Source organism: Agrobacterium sp. (assembly GCF_032092815.1).
GTDB lineage: Bacteria > Pseudomonadota > Alphaproteobacteria > Rhizobiales > Rhizobiaceae > Agrobacterium.
Genome location: NZ_DAMDBP010000002.1, coordinates 1 through 19,915 on the forward strand (window position 1 = coordinate 1; position 19,915 = coordinate 19,915).

The following is a 19,915-nucleotide window of genomic DNA, read 5'->3' on the forward strand; positions in this document are numbered from 1 at the left end:
GTGCAATCCGTGCCGACAGCGTATCTATTTCGCCATCGGTCCGGTCGGCTCTGCGCACCTGCTCGGCCATGAAATCCTCGTTGACCGTGCCGCGACGAACGAGATCGAAATAAAGTGTCGAAATCAGGTCAGCATGCTGGGCAGGAGTGATTCGCCGGTAGTCAGGCAGTGCACATGCTTCCCATAGCCGTTCCACTCTCTCGGGGGTAGTGGCCAGATCAATGATTTCCGGATAACGGGCAAGATATTCAAGCGCCTGCTGGTCCACAGCCGGCAAGGCACGTGAAAGCCCCTGCAGAACAGGCGCTGCCTCGAGGCTGGTGCGCAAATTGCCGATCGAGGAATAATCAAGCGCCTTGCTGCGCCACTGCAGAACTTTCACCGCATCGAATTCATGCGCTTCGATCCGTTCCACCAGCTCTTCATCAAACGGGTCAACCCGCCCGGTCACTCCAAAGGTGCCGTCACGCAAATGGCGTCCGGCACGCCCAGCGATCTGCCCCAGCTCGCCCGGGTTCAGGTCGCGGAACTGGTAACCGTCAAATTTGCGATCCTGCGCGAAAGCAACGTGGTCAACATCGAGGTTCAGGCCCATGCCGATGGCGTCAGTTGCCACCAGATATTCGACATCGCCTTCCTGGTACAATCCGACCTGTGCATTACGGGTGCGGGGGGACAGGGCCCCCATCACCACAGCAGCACCGCCACGCTGACGCTTGATCAGCTCGGCGATGGCATAAACCTCGTCAGCAGAAAACGCCACGATGGCCGAGCGCTGCGGCAAGCGGGTAATCTTTTTCTGACCGGCATAAAAAAGCTGCGACAGTCTTGGACGCTCAACGATGGTGATACCGGGAAGCAGCTTCTGCAAGATGGGCCGCATGGTACCGGCACCGAGAAACAGTGTTTCCTCACGACCGCGCAAATGCAGGATACGGTCGGTGAAGATATGCCCGCGCTCCAGATCGCCAGCCAGCTGGACCTCGTCGATGGCCACAAAAGACGCATTGGTCTCGCGGGGCATTGCCTCAACGGTACAAACGGAAAACCGTGCTTTGGGCGGAGAGATTTTTTCCTCACCCGTCACCAGGGCCACATTGGCCACACCGACCTTTTCGACCAGGCGGGTATAAACCTCGCGTGCCAGCAGACGCAAAGGCAGACCAATGACCCCACTGCCGTGCGCCACCATGCGTTCGATAGCATAGTGCGTTTTGCCGGTGTTTGTCGGTCCGAGCACGGCGGTTACGCCGCGCCCGCTCAAGATCATGGGTTGAAAATTCAACGTACTGTCCGCGCGATGGTCATGCCTGTCACTTCATCGGATACCAATCCGCTGAAAGCGTGACACAACACATGGCGATCACTGGCAACAAAGGCAAGAAATGTTTGCGGCTATGTGCATTTTTCCGAGTCGAAACCCAATCGGAATCCGGAAAACCACCGCCAGAATTAACATTTGGAACAGCCTGCGAACGAATCAGCGACGAATCGCTGACTCCATGAGATTCAGGGTTTGTTCACCGCAATATATGGTTCTGGAATCGTCGCCCGACACGACATGCTGAATCCGGTTAAGAACACGCGACGCTTTGAGGCGCGCTCGCATTTACCTTGGTAAACGGACCGTTAAAATTTAACAGATTTAGAAATAAGCATCTGTAAAATAAAGATAATTTCTAAAATCACTCAGACGCGTTGCACTTGCACATTAACCTTTGGAGTAAATGGAGAACGAATCGCTGACGAATCACAGACATCCGATGTTTCCCGGTTTGTTCTCCACCAGATATGGTAGAAAAACAATTCGTTAACCATATGATTGTGTGGATAACACAAGGACAGCAGCGTGAAATTGGTAGGCGCCGTTAACATTTGGAACGCCAACTTCCCTACTGCCCCCGAATGGAAGCCGCACGACCGTTCGATCTGTCAGCGCGAAACAAAAAACGGCCCTAAGGACCGTCTTTGATGACTGCAATTGAAACCGGAACTGGTGACACAGTGACCGTTAAAGCGGCTGCCCGGCCAGAAGTTTCGGGCTGCTTTCTCCGGCAAGACCGGCAGCCTGGTCGATGAAATAGGATTTCAGCGAGGGCAGGCGGTCAACAAGCCCCAGCCCCAGATCGCGTACGATGCGAATAGGCGTGCTGTCGTTTGAGAACAGCCGGTTCAGGACATCGGTGGTGATGCCCATGCGCAGCGTGTCAAATCGCCGCCAAGCCTGATAACGTTCAAGAACATTCAGCGAGCCGATGTCGAGGCCAAGTCGGTCCGCCTCAACGATTGTTTCCGCCAGCGCGGCCACATCCTTGTAACCAAGGTTCAGGCCCTGCCCCGAGATCGGGTGAATGCCATGGGCGGCGTCCCCCGCCAGCGCAAAGCGTGGCGCAACGAATGCTCTGGCCAATGTCAAACCGAGCGGAAACGCGCGTCGTTGGCCGACCGCCCGGACAACACCGAGCTTGTGACCGAAACGACGTTCCAGTTCCTCATCAAACACGAAGTCATCAGCGGCAACCAGCCTGTCGGCATCGGCACGGCGCTCCGTCCAGACCAGCGACGACCGGTTGCCCTTGAGCGGCAGAATGGCAAACGGGCCGGACGGCAGGAAATGTTCTTCAGCCACACCATTATGCGGACGTTCATGTTCAACCGTGGTGACAATGCCGGATTGATCATAGTCCCAGCGAACGGTCTTGATACCTGCCATGTCTCTCAGCGAGGAGCGCACGCCATCGCAGGCAATCAGCAGTTTGGCGTCCAGAACACTGCCATCCGAAAGACTGATGCTGGTGCTTTGGGCACCGGTCACGAAACCGGACACGGTCACGCCGTGGCGAATTGCCACGCCCAGACGCTCGCATAGACCTCTCAGAGCACTGACGATTGCGACATTGGGGATCATGTGGGCAAAGGGACGCCCTTCCTCGACCTCACCATCAAAGGTCAGGAACACGGGACGGACCGGATCCGTGGTTTTGGAATCCGTCACGATCATCTTGCGGATCGGCTCTGCCTCCGGTTCGATTTCATTCCAGACACCGAAAACATCGAGCATTCGGGTTGCAGCAGAGATGATTGCCGATGCGCGCATGTCCTTTTTCCAGACATCCTGCGGGGCGGCTTCCACAATCTCAACCTGCATATGCGGAGCGGCCTGCTTGATCGCGACAGCAACGGCAAGTCCGACATATCCGCCTCCGGCAATCACCACATCCAGCATAATGAAACTCCTGCATTCTTGAGAATATCGCCCCGGCACTATAGACCAAGGAAATGCATCTTCCTACAGCAGGAGCCAAGCTGAATGTCGAATGATTCCGATCCGATTGAAAAATCAGCCATGCAAAAACTGATCGCCACACTCGACCTGGAGAAGCTGGAAGAAAACCTTTTTCGTGGCACCAGCCCACAAATTGGCTGGCAGCGGGTTTTCGGCGGGCAGGTGATTGCACAGGCGCTGGTTGCTGCCTGTCGGACCGTGGAAGCGGATCGTTTTGTCCATTCACTGCACGCCTATTTCATGCGCCCCGGTGACCCCTCGGTGCCGATCATCTATCAGGTCGAGCGCATTCGCAACGGCTCCAGCTTCAACACCCGTCGCGTTGTCGCCATTCAGCATGGAGAAGCGATATTTTCGATGTCGGCCTCATTCCAGATCGAGGAAGATGGCTACGACCACCAGATGCCCGCACCGAAGGTTCCGGCTCCGGAAACGCTTCTGAGCGAAAGCCAGTTGCAGGAAGCTTTTTTGGCCAAGGCACCGCCGATGATCCGCAAATACTGGCAAAACAAGCGGCCAATTGAAATCAAGCCGGTTTCGCTGGCCCATTATATCTCCAATGAAAAGCTGCCGCCCAATCAGGATATCTGGGTTCGGGCTGTTGGCGAAGTGCCGGATGATCGCTGTTTCCAGGCAGCCGTTCTCGCCTATCTCTCCGACATGACGTTGCTCGACACCTCGCTCTATGCGCATGGCACGACGATCTTCGACCCCAATATCCAGGTCGCCAGCCTTGACCATGCCATGTGGTTTCACCGCCCCTGCAAGCTCGATGATTGGCTGCTTTACACACAGGACAGCCCCAGTGCATCCGGTGCGCGAGGACTGACGCGCGGTAGTATCATGACGCGAGATGGCGTGCTGATTGCGTCGGTTACGCAGGAAGGTTTGATTCGGAAAAGAGCAAATGATTAATTTTTGCGCTTAAATTTTAAATTGCACATTTATTGCGCGATTATTGTGCAAACAAATGCCTCTAAAACAGACTTAAAGAATATATCTTTTACTTTTCAATAACTTATTCCCGATCCTCAAAACTGGCACGCGCCTTGAATGTAAGGCAGTGGTCGCTGTTCAATGATCCGCCAGCGGCAAGGAGAGTCGGCTCCGCGCCGAGGACAAACAAAGGATGGGAAACCTGATGAAAATTGTGATGGCCATTATCAAGCCGTTCAAGCTGGACGAAGTGCGCGAAGCACTCACCGCTGTCGGTATCCAGGGCCTGACCGTAACCGAGGTCAAGGGTTACGGACGCCAGAAGGGACACACGGAAATCTATCGTGGCACGGAATACGCCGTGAGCTTCCTGCCGAAGCTGAAAATCGAAATCGCCGTTCCTTCGGACGTGGTTGAAAAGGCCGTCGAAGCCATCGCTTCCGCCGCCAAGACGGGCCAGATCGGCGACGGCAAGATTTTTGTCTACTCGATCGAGCAGGCAGTCCGTATCCGCACCGGCGAAACCAACACTGAAGCGCTGTAATCGGCTGATCAGGGAGTTTTATACAATGTCGTTTTCAAGAATTTCTACCTCTCTCGGTCGGTTGGGCGCCGGCACGGCGGCACTCCTTGCCCCCGCTGTTGCCTTTGCGCAGGAAGCTGCTGCACCTGCTGCCGAAGCAGCCGCTGCCGCTCCGGTTCCAGACAAGGCCGACACAACCTTCATGTTCCTGGCCACCATCCTGGTATTGTTCATGCTTGTGCCGGGCCTGGCGCTGTTTTACGGCGGTCTGGTTCGTGCCAAGAACATGCTTTCCGTTCTGATGCAGTGCACCGTCGTCGGCGCAACCATGATGCTCGTTTGGGTCATCTACGGTTACTCCTTCGCTTTCGGCGGCTCGACCAGCGCCTATTTCGGCGGCTTCGGCAAGCTGTTCCTGTCGGGTGTAACGCTTGACAGCACGGCTGCGACCTTCACGGATGGCGTCGTCATCCCTGAGTTCAGCTTCATCATCTTCCAGATGACCTTTGCTGCCATTACACCTGCCCTGATCGTTGGCGCATTCGCAGAACGCGTTAAATTCTCGGCAGTCATCCTGTTCACCGTTCTGTGGGGCACCTTCGTTTACTTCCCGATCGCACACATGGTCTGGGACGCAAACGGCCTTATCTTCGGCATGGGCGCTCTCGACTTCGCTGGCGGCACGGTTGTTCACATCAACGCCGGTATTGCTGGTCTGATCGGCGCAATCATGGTTGGCAAGCGCACAGGCTTTGGCAAGGACATGATGGCTCCTCACTCCATGACACTGACCCTGGTTGGCGCTGCCATGCTGTGGGTCGGCTGGTTTGGCTTCAACGCCGGTTCCAACCTGGAAGCTTCGGGCGGTGCAGTTCTCGCCACCATGAACACCTTCCTGGCAACCGCTGCCGCTATCGTTTCCTGGTCGCTGGTTGAAACCTTCACCCGCGGCAAAGCCTCCATGCTGGGCGCTGCTTCGGGCATGATCGCTGGTCTGGTTGCCGTAACACCGGCTGCCGGTTCGGTTGGTCCAATGGGCGCAATCATCCTCGGCCTCATCGTTTCCCCGGTTTGCTACTTCTTCGTTTCCGTTGTGAAGAGCAAGTTCGGTTACGACGATACCGCTGACGTATTCGGCGTACACGGCATTGGCGGCATCATCGGTGCTGTTGGTACGGGTATCCTCACCGCTCCTGTCTTTGGTGGTACCGGTGCAGAAGACTTCTCGATCGCATCCCAGACCTGGACACAGATCGTTGCTGTTCTGATCACCATCGTATGGTGCACGATCGTTTCCATCATCCTGTACAAGATCGTCGACCTCGTTGTTGGTCTACGTGTACCGGTTGAAGCAGAACGCGAAGGTCTTGACCTCGCTTCTCACGGCGAAGCCGCTTACCACAACTAAGATGTGTTCCTGGCGTGGGGCTCCAACTTCACATCAGGAACCTCTTGAAACCGCCCTTCGGGGCGGTTTTTTTGTGAACCAATGGGTAACCGTCAGATAGCCAAACAAAAACCCCGGCTCATCACCGGGGTTTTCTCAATTCCGTTTTTCGACGGCAGATGATCAGAAACGATCATCCTCATCTTCGTCGTCATTCTTGGTAGACTTGAGCGATGCCAGCTTGGCGAACACAGCGTCTGCGTCGATCTCTTTTTCTTCTTCGCGCTGGTAGCTGAAGTCCAGACCTTCGGTCTGTGCTGCCGGCTGCAGCGTCGCATCCAGCTCTTCTGCAGTTGGCAGCGGACGACCGCGCGATGCGCGTTCTACTTCAAGGTCCAGATCGATCTGGCTGCACAGGCCAAGCGTCACCGGATCCATCGGTGTCAGGTTCGCAGAGTTCCAGTGGGTACGGTCGCGGATCTGTTCGATTGTCGACTTGGTGGTACCAACCAGTCGCGAAATCTGCGCATCCTTCAGTTCTGCGTGGTTACGCACCAGCCACAGAATGGCATTCGGACGGTCCTGACGCTTGGAAACCGGCGTGTAGCGCGGGCCACGACGCTTGGATTCCGGTACACGAACCTTCGGCTCGGAGAGCTTCAGCTTATGGTTTGGGTTGCCTTCACCGCGAACGATCTCGTCGCGCGACAACTGGCCCGTAGCAATAGGGTCGAGGCCCTTGATGCCTTGTGCAGCTTCACCATCGGCAATCGCTTTCACCTCAAGCGGATGCAACTTGCAGAATGTCGCGATCTGATCGAACGACAGTGCAGTGTTATCAACCAGCCATACGGCAGTTGCCTTCGGCATAAGCAGTGTTTGAGCCATGGATACAGTCCTTCTGTCCGTCCGCTCCGGTGTCGCGGGCCGTGGATATTAACCACCAATTTCCGGGATATGTCTGCTCTATAAACGTATTGTATCGAAATTGCAATTCTTTAGGACACAAATGACCTTTGTCTAATTGCCGTGCGTGGCCGAAGTGTTATGAATTGAACACATATCGGAGGTGGGAGTCTCCGAACCGAAATTGACGTAATGCTTTTAGGAGGAGTTCATGTCAGCCAAGATCTATCCAGTGTTGAAAGCGGCCAAAACCCGGACACTGATTGATAATGACCGCTACCAGAAATGGTATCAGGAAAGCGTTGAAGATCCGGAGAAGTTCTGGGACAAGCACGGCCGCCGTATCGACTGGTTCAAACCCTACACCAAGGTCAAGAATACCTCGTTTAAAGGCAAGGTACCGATCAAGTGGTTCGAGGATGGCCTGACCAATGTCTCCTATAACTGCATTGACCGCCACCTGAAGACCCATGGTGAACGCACCGCCATCATCTGGGAGGGGGACAACCCCTATATCGACAAGAAGATCACCTATAATCAGCTGTACGAACAAGTATGCCGCCTGGCCAACGTGCTGAAGAAGCATGGCGTCAAGAAGGGTGATCGCGTCACCATCTACATGCCGATGATCCCGGAAGCAGCCTATGCGATGCTGGCCTGCGCCCGTATCGGCGCCATCCACTCGGTGGTGTTTGGTGGCTTCTCACCCGAAGCGCTTGCTGGCCGTATCGTCGACTGCCAATCGACCTTCGTGATCACCTGCGATGAAGGCGTGCGCGGCGGCAAGCCCATTCCACTGAAAGAAAACACCGACACCGCCATCGATATCGCCGCGAAGCAGTATGTTATTGTCAACAAGGTGCTGGTGGTGCGCCGCACGGGTGGCAAGACAGGCTGGGCACCGGGCCGTGACTTCTGGTACCATCAGGAAACTGCCAGTGTGAAACCGCATTGCGAGCCGGTGAAGATGCGTGCGGAAGACCCGCTGTTCATACTTTATACCTCCGGCTCAACCGGCAAGCCAAAGGGCGTGCTGCACACGACGGGCGGTTACCTCGTCTATACGTCGATGACGCATGAATATGTGTTCGATTACAAGGACGGCGATATCTACTGGTGTACCGCTGATGTCGGCTGGGTGACGGGTCACTCCTATATCGTCTACGGGCCGCTCGCCAACTGCGCGACAACGCTGATGTTTGAAGGTGTACCGAATTTCCCGGATCAGGGTCGATTCTGGGAAGTGATCGACAAACACAAGGTCAATATCTTCTATACCGCACCAACGGCGCTTCGCTCACTGATGGGCGCTGGTGACCACTTCGTCAAACGGTCGTCCCGCTCCAGCCTGCGCCTGCTGGGTTCGGTTGGCGAACCAATCAATCCTGAGGCATGGGAATGGTATTATCACGTTGTGGGTGAGGACCAGAGCCCGATTGTCGATACATGGTGGCAGACGGAAACCGGCGGCATTCTGATTTCACCGCTGCCCGGCGCAACGGACCTCAAGCCGGGTTCCGCAACGCGGCCATTCTTTGGTGTGCAACCGCAACTGGTTGATGCCGAGGGCAACGTGCTGGAAGGTGCGGCCGATGGCAACCTGTGCATCACTGACAGCTGGCCGGGACAGGCGAGAACGGTTTACGGCGACCACAACCGTTTTGTGGAAACATATTTCTCCACTTACAAGGGCAAATATTTCACCGGCGACGGCTGCCGCCGCGACGAGGACGGCTATTACTGGATCACCGGACGTGTCGATGACGTGCTGAACGTTTCCGGCCACCGTCTGGGAACAGCGGAAGTCGAATCCGCACTCGTGTCGCACCATCTGGTGTCGGAAGCTGCCGTGGTCGGTTATCCGCATTCCATCAAGGGTCAAGGCATCTATTGTTATGTGACACTGATGGCCGGCCAGGTCGGTGACGACGCGCTGCGTGCCGAACTGGTCAAACATGTCCGCAACGAAATTGGACCTGTTGCCACACCGGACAAGATCCAGTTCTCGCCCGGCTTGCCGAAAACCCGTTCAGGCAAGATCATGCGCCGCATCCTGCGCAAAATCGCCGAGGATGATTTCGGTTCGCTCGGCGATATATCGACCCTTGCCGATCCGGCCGTGGTCGACGATCTCATCGCCAACCGACAGAACAAGGCCGTAGCGGCCTAAGGGCAAAACCCACACAACAAAAAACCCGGCTACCGAAAGGCAGCCGGGTTTTTTCAGGTCAATACGGCAGGATTATTCGCCGCGAACCTTCTTCAGTTCAGCAAGAACGGCGTCAACAACGTCAGCGCCGATTTCAGCCTTGTGCTTTTCGTAAACAACAGCCGACTTCTCGCGAATACGGGTCTGCTCTTCTGGCGAAAGCGTGTTGACCTGCAGACCAGCTTCCTTGATCTTCTCCAGAGACTTCTGGTTCAGTTCGCGGATAACCTTGCGCTCCACGTCACGGCCAACAACAGCGCACTCGCGCAGGGCAGCCTGCTCTTCAGCGGTGTAGCTGTCGAAGATCGGCTTGGAGAAGAGGAACAGGAACGGCGTGTACGCGTGGTTCGTTTCCGTCACAAACTTCTGAACTTCGTAGAACTTCGACGTATCGATGGTCACGTAGGGGTTTTCCTGCGCGTCGATAGCGTGGGTTTCCAGAGCCGAGAACACTTCACCGAAAGCCATTGGCGTTGCGTTGGCGCCGAGGTTCTGGAAGGTGTCGAGGAAGATGTTGTTCTGCATCACGCGCACTTTCATGCCCGCAAAGTCTTCCCACTTGTTAACAGCCTGCTTGGAGTTGGACAGGTTACGGAAACCGTTTTCCCAGTAGGCAAGGTTTACGAGACCCTGCTCTTCCAGCTTCTTGTTCATCATGTCGCCGAATGCACCATCAACAACGGCGTCGACTTCTTTTGCGTTTCCGAACAGGAACGGCAGGTCAAATACGCCGAGAGCCGGGATAAGGCCAACCAGCGGAGAAGACGAGGTCACAACAGCTTCCTGAACGCCGGAACGCAGTGCCTGCGTTGCCTGCAGGTCGCCACCAAGAGCGCCACCCCAGAATGCAGTCAGCTTCAGCTTGCCGCCTGTCTTGTCGTTAAGGCAAGCCTGCATGGCTTCGATGCCATTGCCAACCGGGTGGTCCTGGTTGATGCCGTTCGAAACGCGGATGTTGCGATCGTTGAATTCCGCGAAGGCTGGTGCTGCAGCGCCAACTGCAAAAGCAAATGCGGTGGTGGTCAGAAGAAGTTTTCTCATAATATCCTCCCTTGGACGGTTAGCGAGAAAGCGGGTTGACGATTAACGAAGGTATTTCAACGGCACCAATACGATGTCCGGGAACAGAACCAGAAGGAACAGTACGGCGACCTGGGCAAGCAGGAACGGCACAACACCAACCGTCACCTTGCCGAGTGGGACGCGACCGACACCACTGACGACGTTCAGGACAACGCCAACAGGTGGGGTGATAAGACCGATACAGGTGTTCATGATGAACAACACGCCGAAGTACACCGGATTGATACCTGCCTTCATGATGATTGGCATCAGAACAGGTGTCAGGATCAGGATCGTTGGAGTCAGGTCCAGCGCGGTGCCCACGATCAAAACCAATACCATGATCGCAAACATCAACAAAATCGGACGGTCGATCAGCGGCTCGATGTAACCGACAATTTCGTTTGGAATGTTGGCAGCGGTAATCAGCCAGGCAGAAACCAGCGCTGCGCAAACCAGGAACATGATGATGGCAGTGCTTTTTGCTGCACGCAGGAACACATGGCCAAGGTCGGAAGGCTTGAGTTCGCGGTAAATGAACACGCCGACAAATAAGGCATATGCAGCAGCAACGACAGCAGCTTCCGTCGGCGTCATGATGCCGGCCTTGATACCACCGAGAATGATAACCGGCATGCCGAGAGCCCAGCCCGCTTTAAACGTGGCACTAAGCCGCTCCTTGCCGCTGGTCTTCGGCAGAGGCTGAATATTGTCCTTGCGCACCACAAACAGCCATGTGCCGACCAGCGATATACCCATCAAAAGCCCAGGTACGATACCAGCCATGAACAGCTGGGTGATCGAAACGTTGGCAGCAACACCAAAAACGATGAAGGCCATGGATGGCGGGATGACCGGAGCAATGATACCGCCAGACGCAATGAGACCGGCAGAGCGCGGTACATTGTAACCAGCCTTTGCCATCATAGGAATGAGGATAGCAGCCAGAGCGGCCGTGTCGGCTGCAGCCGAGCCAGAAATACTTGCCATGATAACAGCGGCAACGATAGCCACGATACCAAGTCCACCACGGATGTGGCCGACAAGCGCAATCGCGAAATCGATGATGCGACGCGACAGACCACCGGAGTTCATCAACTCACCAGCAAGAATGAAGAACGGAATGGCAAGCAGCGTGAATGTATCAGCGCCCTGGATCATGTTCTGAGCGATGATCTGGGTATTGAACATACCCATGTACCACATCAAAATCACACCGCAGAACATCAGCGAAAATGCAACCGGAACGCCGATCGCCATGGCTCCAAGCAGAGAGCCAACAAAAACAAGAAGGGTCATGTATCAGCGCTCCGAAAGCTGTTCGACTGTCAGGTTTTCACCGGCGAAGGCAGCGACTTCTTCTTCGGTTACCCGACCGGTCACCAACCGGAACAATCGCTCTAGAGCAATCAGGAAGAGACCGCCGCCCGTGAACATGCCAACACCGTAAACCCAGATCATCGAAAGACCGGTCACCGGGGCATGCATGCTGGCATTGATGCCTGACTGCTTCCACGTGCCCCAGAAGAAGATGCCCGAACAGACAAGAATGACAATATTCGACAGGATCATGCAGAAGATGCGCTTACCGCGCGACAGGAACATGACCATCGTTTCAATGCCCATATGGCTGTTTTCACGGAAGGTCAAAACGGCGCCGATGAAGGTTAGCCAGACAAAGAAATAGCGCGACAATTCTTCCGACACGTTGATACCGGAGTTCATGGTGTAGCGCATGACGACGTTCACGAAAACCATGATAGCCATGCCAGCAAGCAAGACAACCAGAATGACCTCGAGAAGCCGATAGAAGAGATTGATCGCCTTTTGCATTTTCCCTCCCTGAGAAAACATGAGCAGGACGTAGAAAGAACAAAAATACTTTCAAAAACGTTTTGCTGCTTGAACTGAGAACGAAAAAACGGGTGTCTCTCAAACACCCGCAGGTCTTAAAGCAAGCCGCGCGCCGCCAGATTGCGCATCAATGCAACCGTGCCGAATGTCCATTCCGGGCAATCGGACGTGGACGCCACACGATTGATGAGCTTGCCAAGTTTCGGGCTGGAAATTTCCACACGGTCACCCTTTGCGTGAGTAAAACCGAGACCAGGCCCGTGACGATCCTTGACCGGAGCGAACATCGTACCGAGGAAGAATACCGCACCATCAGGATACTGATGATCACGGTTGAGAAGCTGAGAAACCAGATTTTCCGGCGTACGGCTGATGGCTTCCATCGGGCTGACGCCCGTCATGGTGAAGCCATCTTCGCCTTCGACAACCAGCGAAATCTGCGATGTCTTGACATCTTCAAGCGTAAACTTGCCGTCAAACAGACGGATGAAGGGACCGATGGAGCAGGACGCATTGTTGTCCTTGGCCTTGCTGAGCAGCAGAGCCGAACGGCCTTCGAAGTCGCGCAGGTTGACGTCGTTACCAAGTGCAACACCGACGATACGTCCTTCTGACGTGACCGCCAGAACCACTTCCGGCTCCGGGTTGTTCCACTGGGACTTCGGATGAACGCCAATCAGCGCGCCACACCCAACAGAGGACATAGGCTGAGCCTTGGAAAAGATCTCCGCATCCGGGCCGATACCAACCTCAAGATACTGAGACCACAGGCCCATGTCCTGGAGAAGGGCCTTCACCTCGGCGGCCTTGGGAGAACCAGCTTCGAGACCCTTGAGATTATCACCCAGCACAGGCGCGAGACGACCACGGATTTCCTGAGCACGCAAAGGATCGCCCTTGGCCTGCTCTTCAATCACGCGCTCCAGCATGCTGTCTGCGAATGTCACACCGGCGGCCTTGACGGCCTGCAGGTCGTTGGGAGCCAGAAGCTCACCGGAAACACCATCAAGGAACGACTGCAGATCACCGAGAACCGGGAATTTGGAGACATCAGACAGCAAATCGACAAGGTTCTTCTTTTCGAGAACCTCGGACATGACAGGTGCAATTGTCGTGATGTCGTGAAGGTTGCCATCCTTGAAGACGACAGGGCATGGACCGTTGGCAGCATTGGACCAAACGCGGCCAACCAGCACGGCAGATGCGGCATCTTCAGGCAAAATCATATCTGTCGTGATCGACAAACGGTCGTTCATTTTATTCTCCTCCCACCCAGGCAATTCCAGAGGCTGCACTCCAAGCAGTCGTATTGTCTGGATGTCTGACAAGCTTTTGACAATCTTCATAGTATGACTTTTGAGCCGAGTCCAGCGCATCACCTATAAAATGTCGCAAGCGTTAATTTTTATTGTGCGACGCATTATCGCAATTGCAACAAAAGCTGTCGACAGTTTCTAGCTTTCATCATTTCCAAAACAGAAACCCGTCCTACAAGAATACTGAAAACTTCGCGCCTCAGAAGACGTCGAGATCGATATTCAGTCGCTTGGCAGCACCCATGATGTGCTTGCGCATGGCGTCACGCGCCACCATGACATTTCGCGATGCAATAGCGTCACGCAAAACGACATGCTCATTGATGGTGACTTCAAGGATCTCGCCATAGACGGCGCGAGAGAACGCGGTATTGATGGCCAGACTGATACGCTGGGCAATAAAGCCCAGAAAAATAAGGAAATATTCATTGCCCGTGGCTTCCGCCATGGCGCGATGAAAATCCAGATCGGCCTCCACGCCATCCTTCGACCACTCGATGGCATTGCGCATGCCATAAATCGCCTTGTCGAATTTTTCGAGATGTTCAGGCTTGTGATGAAGTGCGGCAAGACCAGCCGCATCGATTTCCAGCGACATGCGAAGCTGCATCAGATCGCGGAAATTTTCCGGATCATTGAGCGCCGATTGTTCGATGCGAACGGACAGCCGCTGGCGCGGATCCGTGACAAAGGCACCGACACCCTGACGGGTCTCGACATAACCTTCATTGCGCAACTGGGCGATAGCTTCGCGAATAACCGAACGGCTGACGCCGAAAGTCTTGGCAAGAATATGCTCGGTCGGCAACCTGTCGCCAGGACCAAGTTTTGATTCGGTAATTTCGCGCGTGATCTCTGCCGCAATCCTGCCGGGCAGATGTTCGTTGCGATGAATCTGGTTAAACTCCAGCGACATGCGGCCTCCCAGCCCTTAAAGCGTCGAACCCTTTGCAAGGTTTGCGATTGAACGGAAAGGCAAGCCCACGCCTGCCGTCTATACATCATTCAGGAGCAGCCACATGGGCCACCCCTGAACGCCTCCGACTATTAGCTATCCGGTTGCAGGGTAATCTGGCAACCAGGATTCATGCGAAACTCCGGATCGAAGGCCTTTTTCAAGTTCATGATCATGTTACGCTGAACATCTGGCAGGCGCGCTTCGAAATCACCACGCTTCAGGCGGCCGATACCGTGTTCGGCGCTGATGCTGCCGACGTAACGATCCAGAACCTCGTTCACCAGAACCTTGGATTTGTAGATGTAGGAATCGCGCTCTTCGCGGCTGGAACCATCTGGCGGCAGGACGTTGAGGTGCACGTTGCCATCACCGACATGGCCATAGGACACAGCCAGGCATTCCGGCAGTTTTGCCTTCAGCTCGGCCTCAGCTTCCGCCACGAATTCGGCGAGCCTTGACAGCGGAACGGAGATGTCGGTGCGCATATGGGCACCACGAAGCGCCTGACCTTCATTCATGCCTTCGCGGAACAGCCACAGCGATTGCGCCTGTGCACGCGACGAGGCGATGACGCCGTCCAGCACCAGACCATCTTCCATCACACCTTCCAGGAAACGACCCATCAGGTCAGCGGTATCAACCAGACCCGAACCGGAAATTTCCATCAACACATAGGCCGGATAGTCGCCGGCAATCGGCATTTTCAGGTCAGGGATCGCCTCGATTGCCAGCGTGAAGGCAACCGGCGGCATGAATTCAAACGCCGACATCAGGTCACAGCATTCGCGGCGAGCACGACGGTAGAGCTTGATGGCATCATCGAGCGAGTTGAGACCAAGCAGTGCCGTTTCGACATGTTCCGGGTTTGGATAGAGCTTGACCGAAACAGCAGTAATGATCCCGAGCGTACCTTCAGCGCCGATGAACAGCTGCTTGAGGTCAACGCCGCGATTGTCCTTGCGCAGGGTCGAAAGGCCGTTCCAGATCGTTCCATCCGGCAAGACAACTTCGAGACCAAGCACCAGTTCACGGGTCATGCCATAACGCAGAACATTGATACCGCCGGCATTGGTGGAGACATTGCCGCCCATGCGGCAGCTGCCCTGCGCGCCCAGCGACAATGGGAAGAACATGCCCTTTTCTGCCACGGCATCCTTGAACTCGGATAGAATGCAGCCCGCTTCAACCACTGCGGAAAAATCATCCGCATCGATGGCGCGAATGGCATTCATCCGCTCAAGGCTGATCACGACCTGGTGTTCAGGATCATCAGGCGTACCGCCGAGAACGAGACCGGTGTTGCCACCTTGCGGAATAATCGCCAGACCAAGTTCGGCACAGGCACGAACAGCTGCCGATACATCCTGCGTCGAACGAGGACGAATGACGGCAATGGCAGAACTGTTCACGTCACCGTGCCAGTCACTGCAATAACGCTGCATATCGTCCTGCGACGTCAGAACCAAACCTTCGCCAAGCGTAGCCTTGAGCTTTTCACGCAGGCTCTCAGTCCTGCCAACCGTGTCGGTCATCTCTTACCCTCTTGTAACTGTTCCTGCCCACGCAACAGAGGCGGCATCCGCCGGGTCGTTTTTGACTGTGCGTGAAAAATACTATTTTCAAACCGACCATATAAGGTTATCAGACAACCCTACAAGATAATTTCTCACGATGCAGCAATCAAAGTGTTTCAACCTCGGGATTAGGTTAAGGGTGAAACACGAAAAGGGAGGCATAGAATGCATATTGCAATTATTGGCGCCGCAGGCATGGTTGGCCGCAAGCTGACGGAACGTCTGGTCCGTGACGGTGCTCTGGACGGCAAATCCATCGACAAGTTTACACTGCTGGACGTTATTCAGCCAGAAAAGCCAGCTGGCTTTACCGGTGCTGTTGAAACCCGCGCCGCCGATCTTTCGGCGACAGGCGAAGCTGAAAAGTTGGTTGAAAGCCGTCCGGACGTGATTTTCCACCTCGCCGCCATCGTATCGGGCGAAGCCGAGCTGGACTTCGACAAGGGCTACCGCATCAACCTGGATGGCACTCGCTATCTCTTTGATGCCATTCGCATTGCCCATGGCACGGACGGCTACAAGCCACGCGTCGTCTTCACTTCGTCGATCGCAGTGTTTGGCGCACCACTGCCTTATCCGATCCCGGATGAATTCCACACCACCCCGCTGACCAGCTACGGCACCCAGAAGGCAATTTGCGAGCTTCTGCTGTCCGACTACAGCCGTCGTGGTTTCTTTGACGGTATCGGCATTCGCCTGCCAACCATCTGCATTCGTCCCGGCAAACCAAATGCTGCCGCGTCCGGTTTCTTCTCCAACATTCTGCGCGAGCCACTTGTTGGACAGGAAGCAGTCCTGCCTGTTCCAGAAAGCGTTCGCCACTGGCATGCATCGCCACGCTCCGCCGTTGGCTTCCTGATCCATGGCGCAACCATCGACGTTGCCAAGGTTGGCCCACGCCGCAACATCTCCATGCCAGGCCTTAGCGCCACGGTTGGCGAACAGATCGAAGCCCTTCGCAAGGTTGCCGGTGACAAGGCTGTTGGCCTCATTCGCCGCGAACCGAACGAAATGATCATGCGCATGTGCGATGGCTGGGCCCCCGGCTTTGAAGCCAAGCGCGCCCGCGAACTGGGCTTTACGGCTGAAAACTCCTTCGAAGAGATCATCCGCGCCCATATCGAAGACGAACTGGGCGGTAACATCTGATGAGCAGCGTGGGAGGGAAGGCAACAATCGCATTTATCGGCACCGGCCTCATGGGCGGTCCGATGGCCCACAACCTGTTGAAGAACGGGTTTACCGTGCGTGTCTGGAACCGCAGCGTTGAAAAGGCTGAGGCTTTGGTAGCGCATGGTGCGATCCTGGCACCCTCCCCGGCAGAGGCTGCCACGGGTGCAGACATCGTCATAACCATGCTGAGCGACGGGCAGGCTGTTGGTGAAGTGCTGTTTGACAAGGGTGTCGCAGCCGCCTTGAACAAGGGCGCCATCATCATCGACAGCAGCTCGATTGCACCACCAATTGCCCGCGAACACGCTAGCAAACTGGCAGAACTGGGCCTTGCCCATGTTGACGCCCCGGTTTCCGGCGGTGTTCCCGGCGCAACGGCCGGCACACTGGCCATCATGGCTGGTGGCGACGAAAAAATCGTTACCAGCCTGGCAGATGTTTTTGCTGCCATGGGCCGCGTGACCTATGTCGGCCCTTCGGGTGCCGGACAGCTCTGCAAGCTCGCCAACCAGCAGATTGTTGCCGTAACGATTGGTGCGGTGGCGGAAGCCATGATGCTGGTGGAAGCCGGTGGCGCGTCTCGCGAAGGCTTCCGCAACGCCATCCGTGGCGGTTTTGCTGAAAGCCGCATTCTGGAACTGCATGGCGAGCGCATGGTGAAGCGCAACTTCGTGCCCGGTGGCCCGTCCAAATTCCAGCTCAAGGACCTGAATGGCGTCATGGCCATGGCAGAGCAATTGTCGCTTGACTTGCCGTTGACGGCACAGGTTCGTCAGGAGTTTGCCGATTTTGTTAGTGACGGCGGCGCCGATATCGATCATAGCGGCCTGCTGATCCACCTTGAAAAACTGAACAACCGCCAGAAGGACTGAGCTGCGCCATGGCCCAAGAGATTACCGGAAAACGCCGCTTGCGTTCGCAGGACTGGTTTGACAACCCCGATCACATCGACATGGCAGCGCTCTATCTCGAGCGCTTCATGAACTATGGCGTGACGCCGGAAGAACTGCGGTCCGGCAAACCGGTGATCGGCATTGCCCAAAGCGGCAGCGATCTGACGCCGTGCAACCGCGTCCATGTCGAACTGGTGAAGCGCGTGCGTGACGGCATTCGTGATGCCGGTGGTATTCCGATTGAATTCCCAACCCATCCGATTTTCGAGAACTGCAAACGCCCGACAGCGGCGCTCGACCGTAACCTCGCCTATCTCGGCCTGGTGGAAATTCTCTACGGCTACCCGCTTGATGGTGTGGTTCTGACCACCGGCTGCGACAAGACCACGCCATCGGCCCTGATGGCCGCCAGCACGGTCGACATTCCAGCAATCGTGCTGTCCGGTGGACCGATGCTCGACGGTTATCACGAAGGTGATCTCGTTGGCTCCGGCACCGTGATCTGGCGCATGCGCCGCAAATATGGTGCCGGCGAAATTACCCGCGAAGAATTTCTGGAAGCGGCACTCGAATCGGCACCATCGGTTGGCCACTGCAACACCATGGGCACCGCCTCGACCATGAACGCCATGGCAGAAGCACTTGGCATGTCGCTGACCGGCTGTGGCGCCATTCCGGCTGCCTATCGCGAGCGTGGCCAGATGGCCTATCGCACCGGTCGCCGCGCCGTTGAACTGGTGATCGAAGACATCAAACCATCCGACATTCTGACACGCGAATCCTTCCTCAACGCCGTTCGCGTCAATTCCGCGATTGGTGGTTCCACCAATGCGCAGCCGCACCTTGCCGCCATGGCACAGCATGCCGGTGTCGAGCTGAAGGAAGAGGACTGGCAGGTTCACGGTTACGATATTCCATTGCTGGCCAATGTACAGCCGGCCGGCAAGTGGCTTGGTGAAAAATACCATCGCGCAGGCGGCACACCGGCGATCATGTGGGAATTGCTGCAGGCCGGCAAACTGGATGGCAACTGTCGCACCGTGACAGGCAAGACCATGGGTGAAAATCTCGAGGGTCGGCAGTCGACAGACCGTGACGTCATCCTGCCTTACGATGCACCGCTGAAAGAACGCGCAGGTTTCCTTGTTCTCAAGGGCAACCTGTTCAACTTTGCGATCATGAAAACCAGCGTAATTTCTGACGAATTCCGCCAGCGTTATCTGAGCGAACCGGGCAATGAAGGTGTTTTCCAGGGCAAGTCGGTGGTTTTTGATGGTTCCGAAGACTACCACGCCCGCATCAACGATCCGTCGCTGGATATCGATGAACGCACCATTCTGGTCATTCGCGGCGCAGGTCCACTTGGCTGGCCGGGTTCTGCCGAAGTGGTCAACATGCAGCCACCGGATGCACTGTTGAAGCGCGGTATTACCAGCCTGCCGACCATTGGCGACGGACGCCAGTCCGGCACCGCCGACAGCCCTTCCATTCTCAACGCGTCACCTGAAAGTGCAGCGGGCGGCGGATTGGCCTGGTTGCGCTCGGGCGACATTATCCGCATCGACTTTAACCGCGGAGAATGCAATATGCTCGTCCCGGACGAGGAGATTGCCCGCCGCAAGGCTGATGGCATTCCTCCGGTTCCGGCAGATGCCACGCCGTGGCAGCGCATCTATCGAAAGTCGGTTACCCAGCTTTCGGATGGTGCAATTCTGGAAGGTGCAGCAGATTTTCGTCGTATCGCCGAGAAGATGCCGCGGCACAACCATTGACCGCAAGGTCCGAGCATGAACAGGGAGCATGTTTTTAAATGACCATCTATCAAAACCTTATTGCCG

At 55.7% G+C, this 19,915-nt stretch carries 16 protein-coding genes; 7 read left to right on the forward strand and 9 right to left on the reverse strand.

The window, feature by feature from the left end; all coding sequences use genetic code 11:
- The coding region (locus RT613_RS01015; RefSeq protein ID WP_313612520.1) for a helicase-related protein at positions 1-1,270 on the reverse strand (1,270 nt) is incomplete at its 3' end.
- A gap of 741 nt (positions 1,271-2,011) precedes the next feature.
- Positions 2,012-3,226 carry a ubiquinone biosynthesis hydroxylase gene (locus tag RT613_RS01020; protein WP_313612263.1) on the reverse strand — a complete coding sequence of 405 codons (1,215 nt, stop codon included), beginning with the start codon at positions 3,224-3,226 and terminating at the stop codon, positions 2,012-2,014.
- An 84-nt stretch (positions 3,227-3,310) separates the two neighbouring features.
- Here RT613_RS01020 and tesB point away from each other — a divergent pair, with 84 nt between their 5' ends.
- The 3 genes from tesB to RT613_RS01035 all read left to right on the forward strand — a co-directional run bounded on the left by tesB (position 3,311) and on the right by RT613_RS01035 (position 6,153).
- Positions 3,311-4,201: an acyl-CoA thioesterase II gene (tesB, locus tag RT613_RS01025; protein WP_313612264.1), complete on the forward strand. Its 891-nt coding sequence runs from the start codon at positions 3,311-3,313 to the stop codon at positions 4,199-4,201.
- Between the two features lie 214 nt (positions 4,202-4,415).
- On the forward strand, positions 4,416-4,766 hold the full coding sequence (locus RT613_RS01030) for a P-II family nitrogen regulator (protein ID WP_192490490.1): 351 nt from the start codon (positions 4,416-4,418) through the stop codon (positions 4,764-4,766).
- 25 nt (positions 4,767-4,791) lie between these two features.
- Entirely contained in the window at positions 4,792-6,153 is a 1,362-nt protein-coding gene (locus RT613_RS01035; protein WP_313612266.1) for an ammonium transporter, read from the forward strand.
- Positions 6,154-6,315: 162 nt separating this feature from the next.
- Here RT613_RS01035 and RT613_RS01040 read toward each other — a convergent pair whose 3' ends face one another.
- Positions 6,316-7,020: a DUF1013 domain-containing protein gene (locus RT613_RS01040; protein ID WP_313612267.1), complete on the reverse strand. Its 705-nt coding sequence runs from the start codon at positions 7,018-7,020 to the stop codon at positions 6,316-6,318.
- Between the two features lie 229 nt (positions 7,021-7,249).
- Here RT613_RS01040 and acs point away from each other — a divergent pair, with 229 nt between their 5' ends.
- Positions 7,250-9,208 carry an acetate--CoA ligase gene (gene acs / locus RT613_RS01045; protein ID WP_313612268.1) on the forward strand — a complete coding sequence of 653 codons (1,959 nt, stop codon included), beginning with the start codon at positions 7,250-7,252 and terminating at the stop codon, positions 9,206-9,208.
- A gap of 72 nt (positions 9,209-9,280) precedes the next feature.
- Here acs and RT613_RS01050 read toward each other — a convergent pair whose 3' ends face one another.
- The 6 genes from RT613_RS01050 to RT613_RS01075 form a co-directional block, all read right to left on the reverse strand.
- A complete protein-coding gene (locus RT613_RS01050; RefSeq protein WP_313612269.1) occupies positions 9,281-10,288 on the reverse strand; it encodes a TRAP transporter substrate-binding protein in 1,008 nt (335 codons plus the stop codon).
- 42 nt (positions 10,289-10,330) lie between these two features.
- On the reverse strand, positions 10,331-11,608 hold the full coding sequence (locus RT613_RS01055; protein ID WP_313612271.1) for a TRAP transporter large permease subunit: 1,278 nt from the start codon (positions 11,606-11,608) through the stop codon (positions 10,331-10,333).
- 3 nt (positions 11,609-11,611) lie between these two features.
- Positions 11,612-12,142 carry a TRAP transporter small permease gene (locus RT613_RS01060; protein WP_313612272.1) on the reverse strand — a complete coding sequence of 177 codons (531 nt, stop codon included), beginning with the start codon at positions 12,140-12,142 and terminating at the stop codon, positions 11,612-11,614.
- Between the two features lie 116 nt (positions 12,143-12,258).
- Positions 12,259-13,419, reverse strand: coding sequence for a fumarylacetoacetate hydrolase family protein (locus tag RT613_RS01065; RefSeq protein ID WP_313612274.1), 1,161 nt, complete (start codon positions 13,417-13,419; stop codon positions 12,259-12,261).
- A 259-nt stretch (positions 13,420-13,678) separates the two neighbouring features.
- Positions 13,679-14,395, reverse strand: a complete 717-nt coding sequence (locus tag RT613_RS01070; protein WP_313612276.1) for a FadR/GntR family transcriptional regulator — start codon at positions 14,393-14,395, stop codon at positions 13,679-13,681.
- Positions 14,396-14,526: 131 nt separating this feature from the next.
- Complete coding sequence (locus RT613_RS01075; protein WP_313612278.1) at positions 14,527-15,969, reverse strand: FAD-binding oxidoreductase; 1,443 nt, start codon at positions 15,967-15,969, stop codon at positions 14,527-14,529.
- A gap of 207 nt (positions 15,970-16,176) precedes the next feature.
- Between RT613_RS01075 and denD the strand changes: the two genes are divergently transcribed.
- The 3 genes from denD to RT613_RS01090 are packed head-to-tail and all read left to right on the forward strand — an operon-like array spanning position 16,177 to position 19,849.
- A complete protein-coding gene (denD, locus tag RT613_RS01080; RefSeq protein ID WP_313612280.1) occupies positions 16,177-17,160 on the forward strand; it encodes a D-erythronate dehydrogenase in 984 nt (327 codons plus the stop codon).
- Entirely contained in the window at positions 17,160-18,056 is an 897-nt protein-coding gene (locus RT613_RS01085) for an NAD(P)-dependent oxidoreductase (RefSeq protein ID WP_313612281.1), read from the forward strand. The genes denD and RT613_RS01085 overlap by 1 nt, the downstream gene beginning before the upstream one ends.
- A gap of 8 nt (positions 18,057-18,064) precedes the next feature.
- Positions 18,065-19,849 (forward strand): IlvD/Edd family dehydratase, encoded by a 1,785-nt coding sequence (locus RT613_RS01090; RefSeq protein WP_313612282.1) that lies wholly within the window; start codon positions 18,065-18,067, stop codon positions 19,847-19,849.
- The last annotated feature ends 66 nt before the right edge of the window (positions 19,850-19,915 follow it).

Coding starts and splice junctions, on each gene's coding strand:
- RT613_RS01020 (WP_313612263.1), bottom strand. CDS start 3,226: ATGCTGGATGTGGTGATTGCCGGAGGCGGATATGTCGGACTTGCCGTT.
- tesB (WP_313612264.1), top strand. CDS start 3,311: ATGTCGAATGATTCCGATCCGATTGAAAAATCAGCCATGCAAAAACTG.
- RT613_RS01030 (WP_192490490.1), top strand. CDS start 4,416: ATGGGAAACCTGATGAAAATTGTGATGGCCATTATCAAGCCGTTCAAG.
- RT613_RS01035 (WP_313612266.1), top strand. CDS start 4,792: ATGTCGTTTTCAAGAATTTCTACCTCTCTCGGTCGGTTGGGCGCCGGC.
- RT613_RS01040 (WP_313612267.1), bottom strand. CDS start 7,020: ATGGCTCAAACACTGCTTATGCCGAAGGCAACTGCCGTATGGCTGGTT.
- acs (WP_313612268.1), top strand. CDS start 7,250: ATGTCAGCCAAGATCTATCCAGTGTTGAAAGCGGCCAAAACCCGGACA.
- RT613_RS01050 (WP_313612269.1), bottom strand. CDS start 10,288: ATGAGAAAACTTCTTCTGACCACCACCGCATTTGCTTTTGCAGTTGGC.
- RT613_RS01055 (WP_313612271.1), bottom strand. CDS start 11,608: ATGACCCTTCTTGTTTTTGTTGGCTCTCTGCTTGGAGCCATGGCGATC.
- RT613_RS01060 (WP_313612272.1), bottom strand. CDS start 12,142: ATGCAAAAGGCGATCAATCTCTTCTATCGGCTTCTCGAGGTCATTCTG.
- RT613_RS01065 (WP_313612274.1), bottom strand. CDS start 13,419: ATGAACGACCGTTTGTCGATCACGACAGATATGATTTTGCCTGAAGAT.
- RT613_RS01070 (WP_313612276.1), bottom strand. CDS start 14,395: ATGTCGCTGGAGTTTAACCAGATTCATCGCAACGAACATCTGCCCGGC.
- RT613_RS01075 (WP_313612278.1), bottom strand. CDS start 15,969: ATGACCGACACGGTTGGCAGGACTGAGAGCCTGCGTGAAAAGCTCAAG.
- denD (WP_313612280.1), top strand. CDS start 16,177: ATGCATATTGCAATTATTGGCGCCGCAGGCATGGTTGGCCGCAAGCTG.
- RT613_RS01085 (WP_313612281.1), top strand. CDS start 17,160: ATGAGCAGCGTGGGAGGGAAGGCAACAATCGCATTTATCGGCACCGGC.
- RT613_RS01090 (WP_313612282.1), top strand. CDS start 18,065: ATGGCCCAAGAGATTACCGGAAAACGCCGCTTGCGTTCGCAGGACTGG.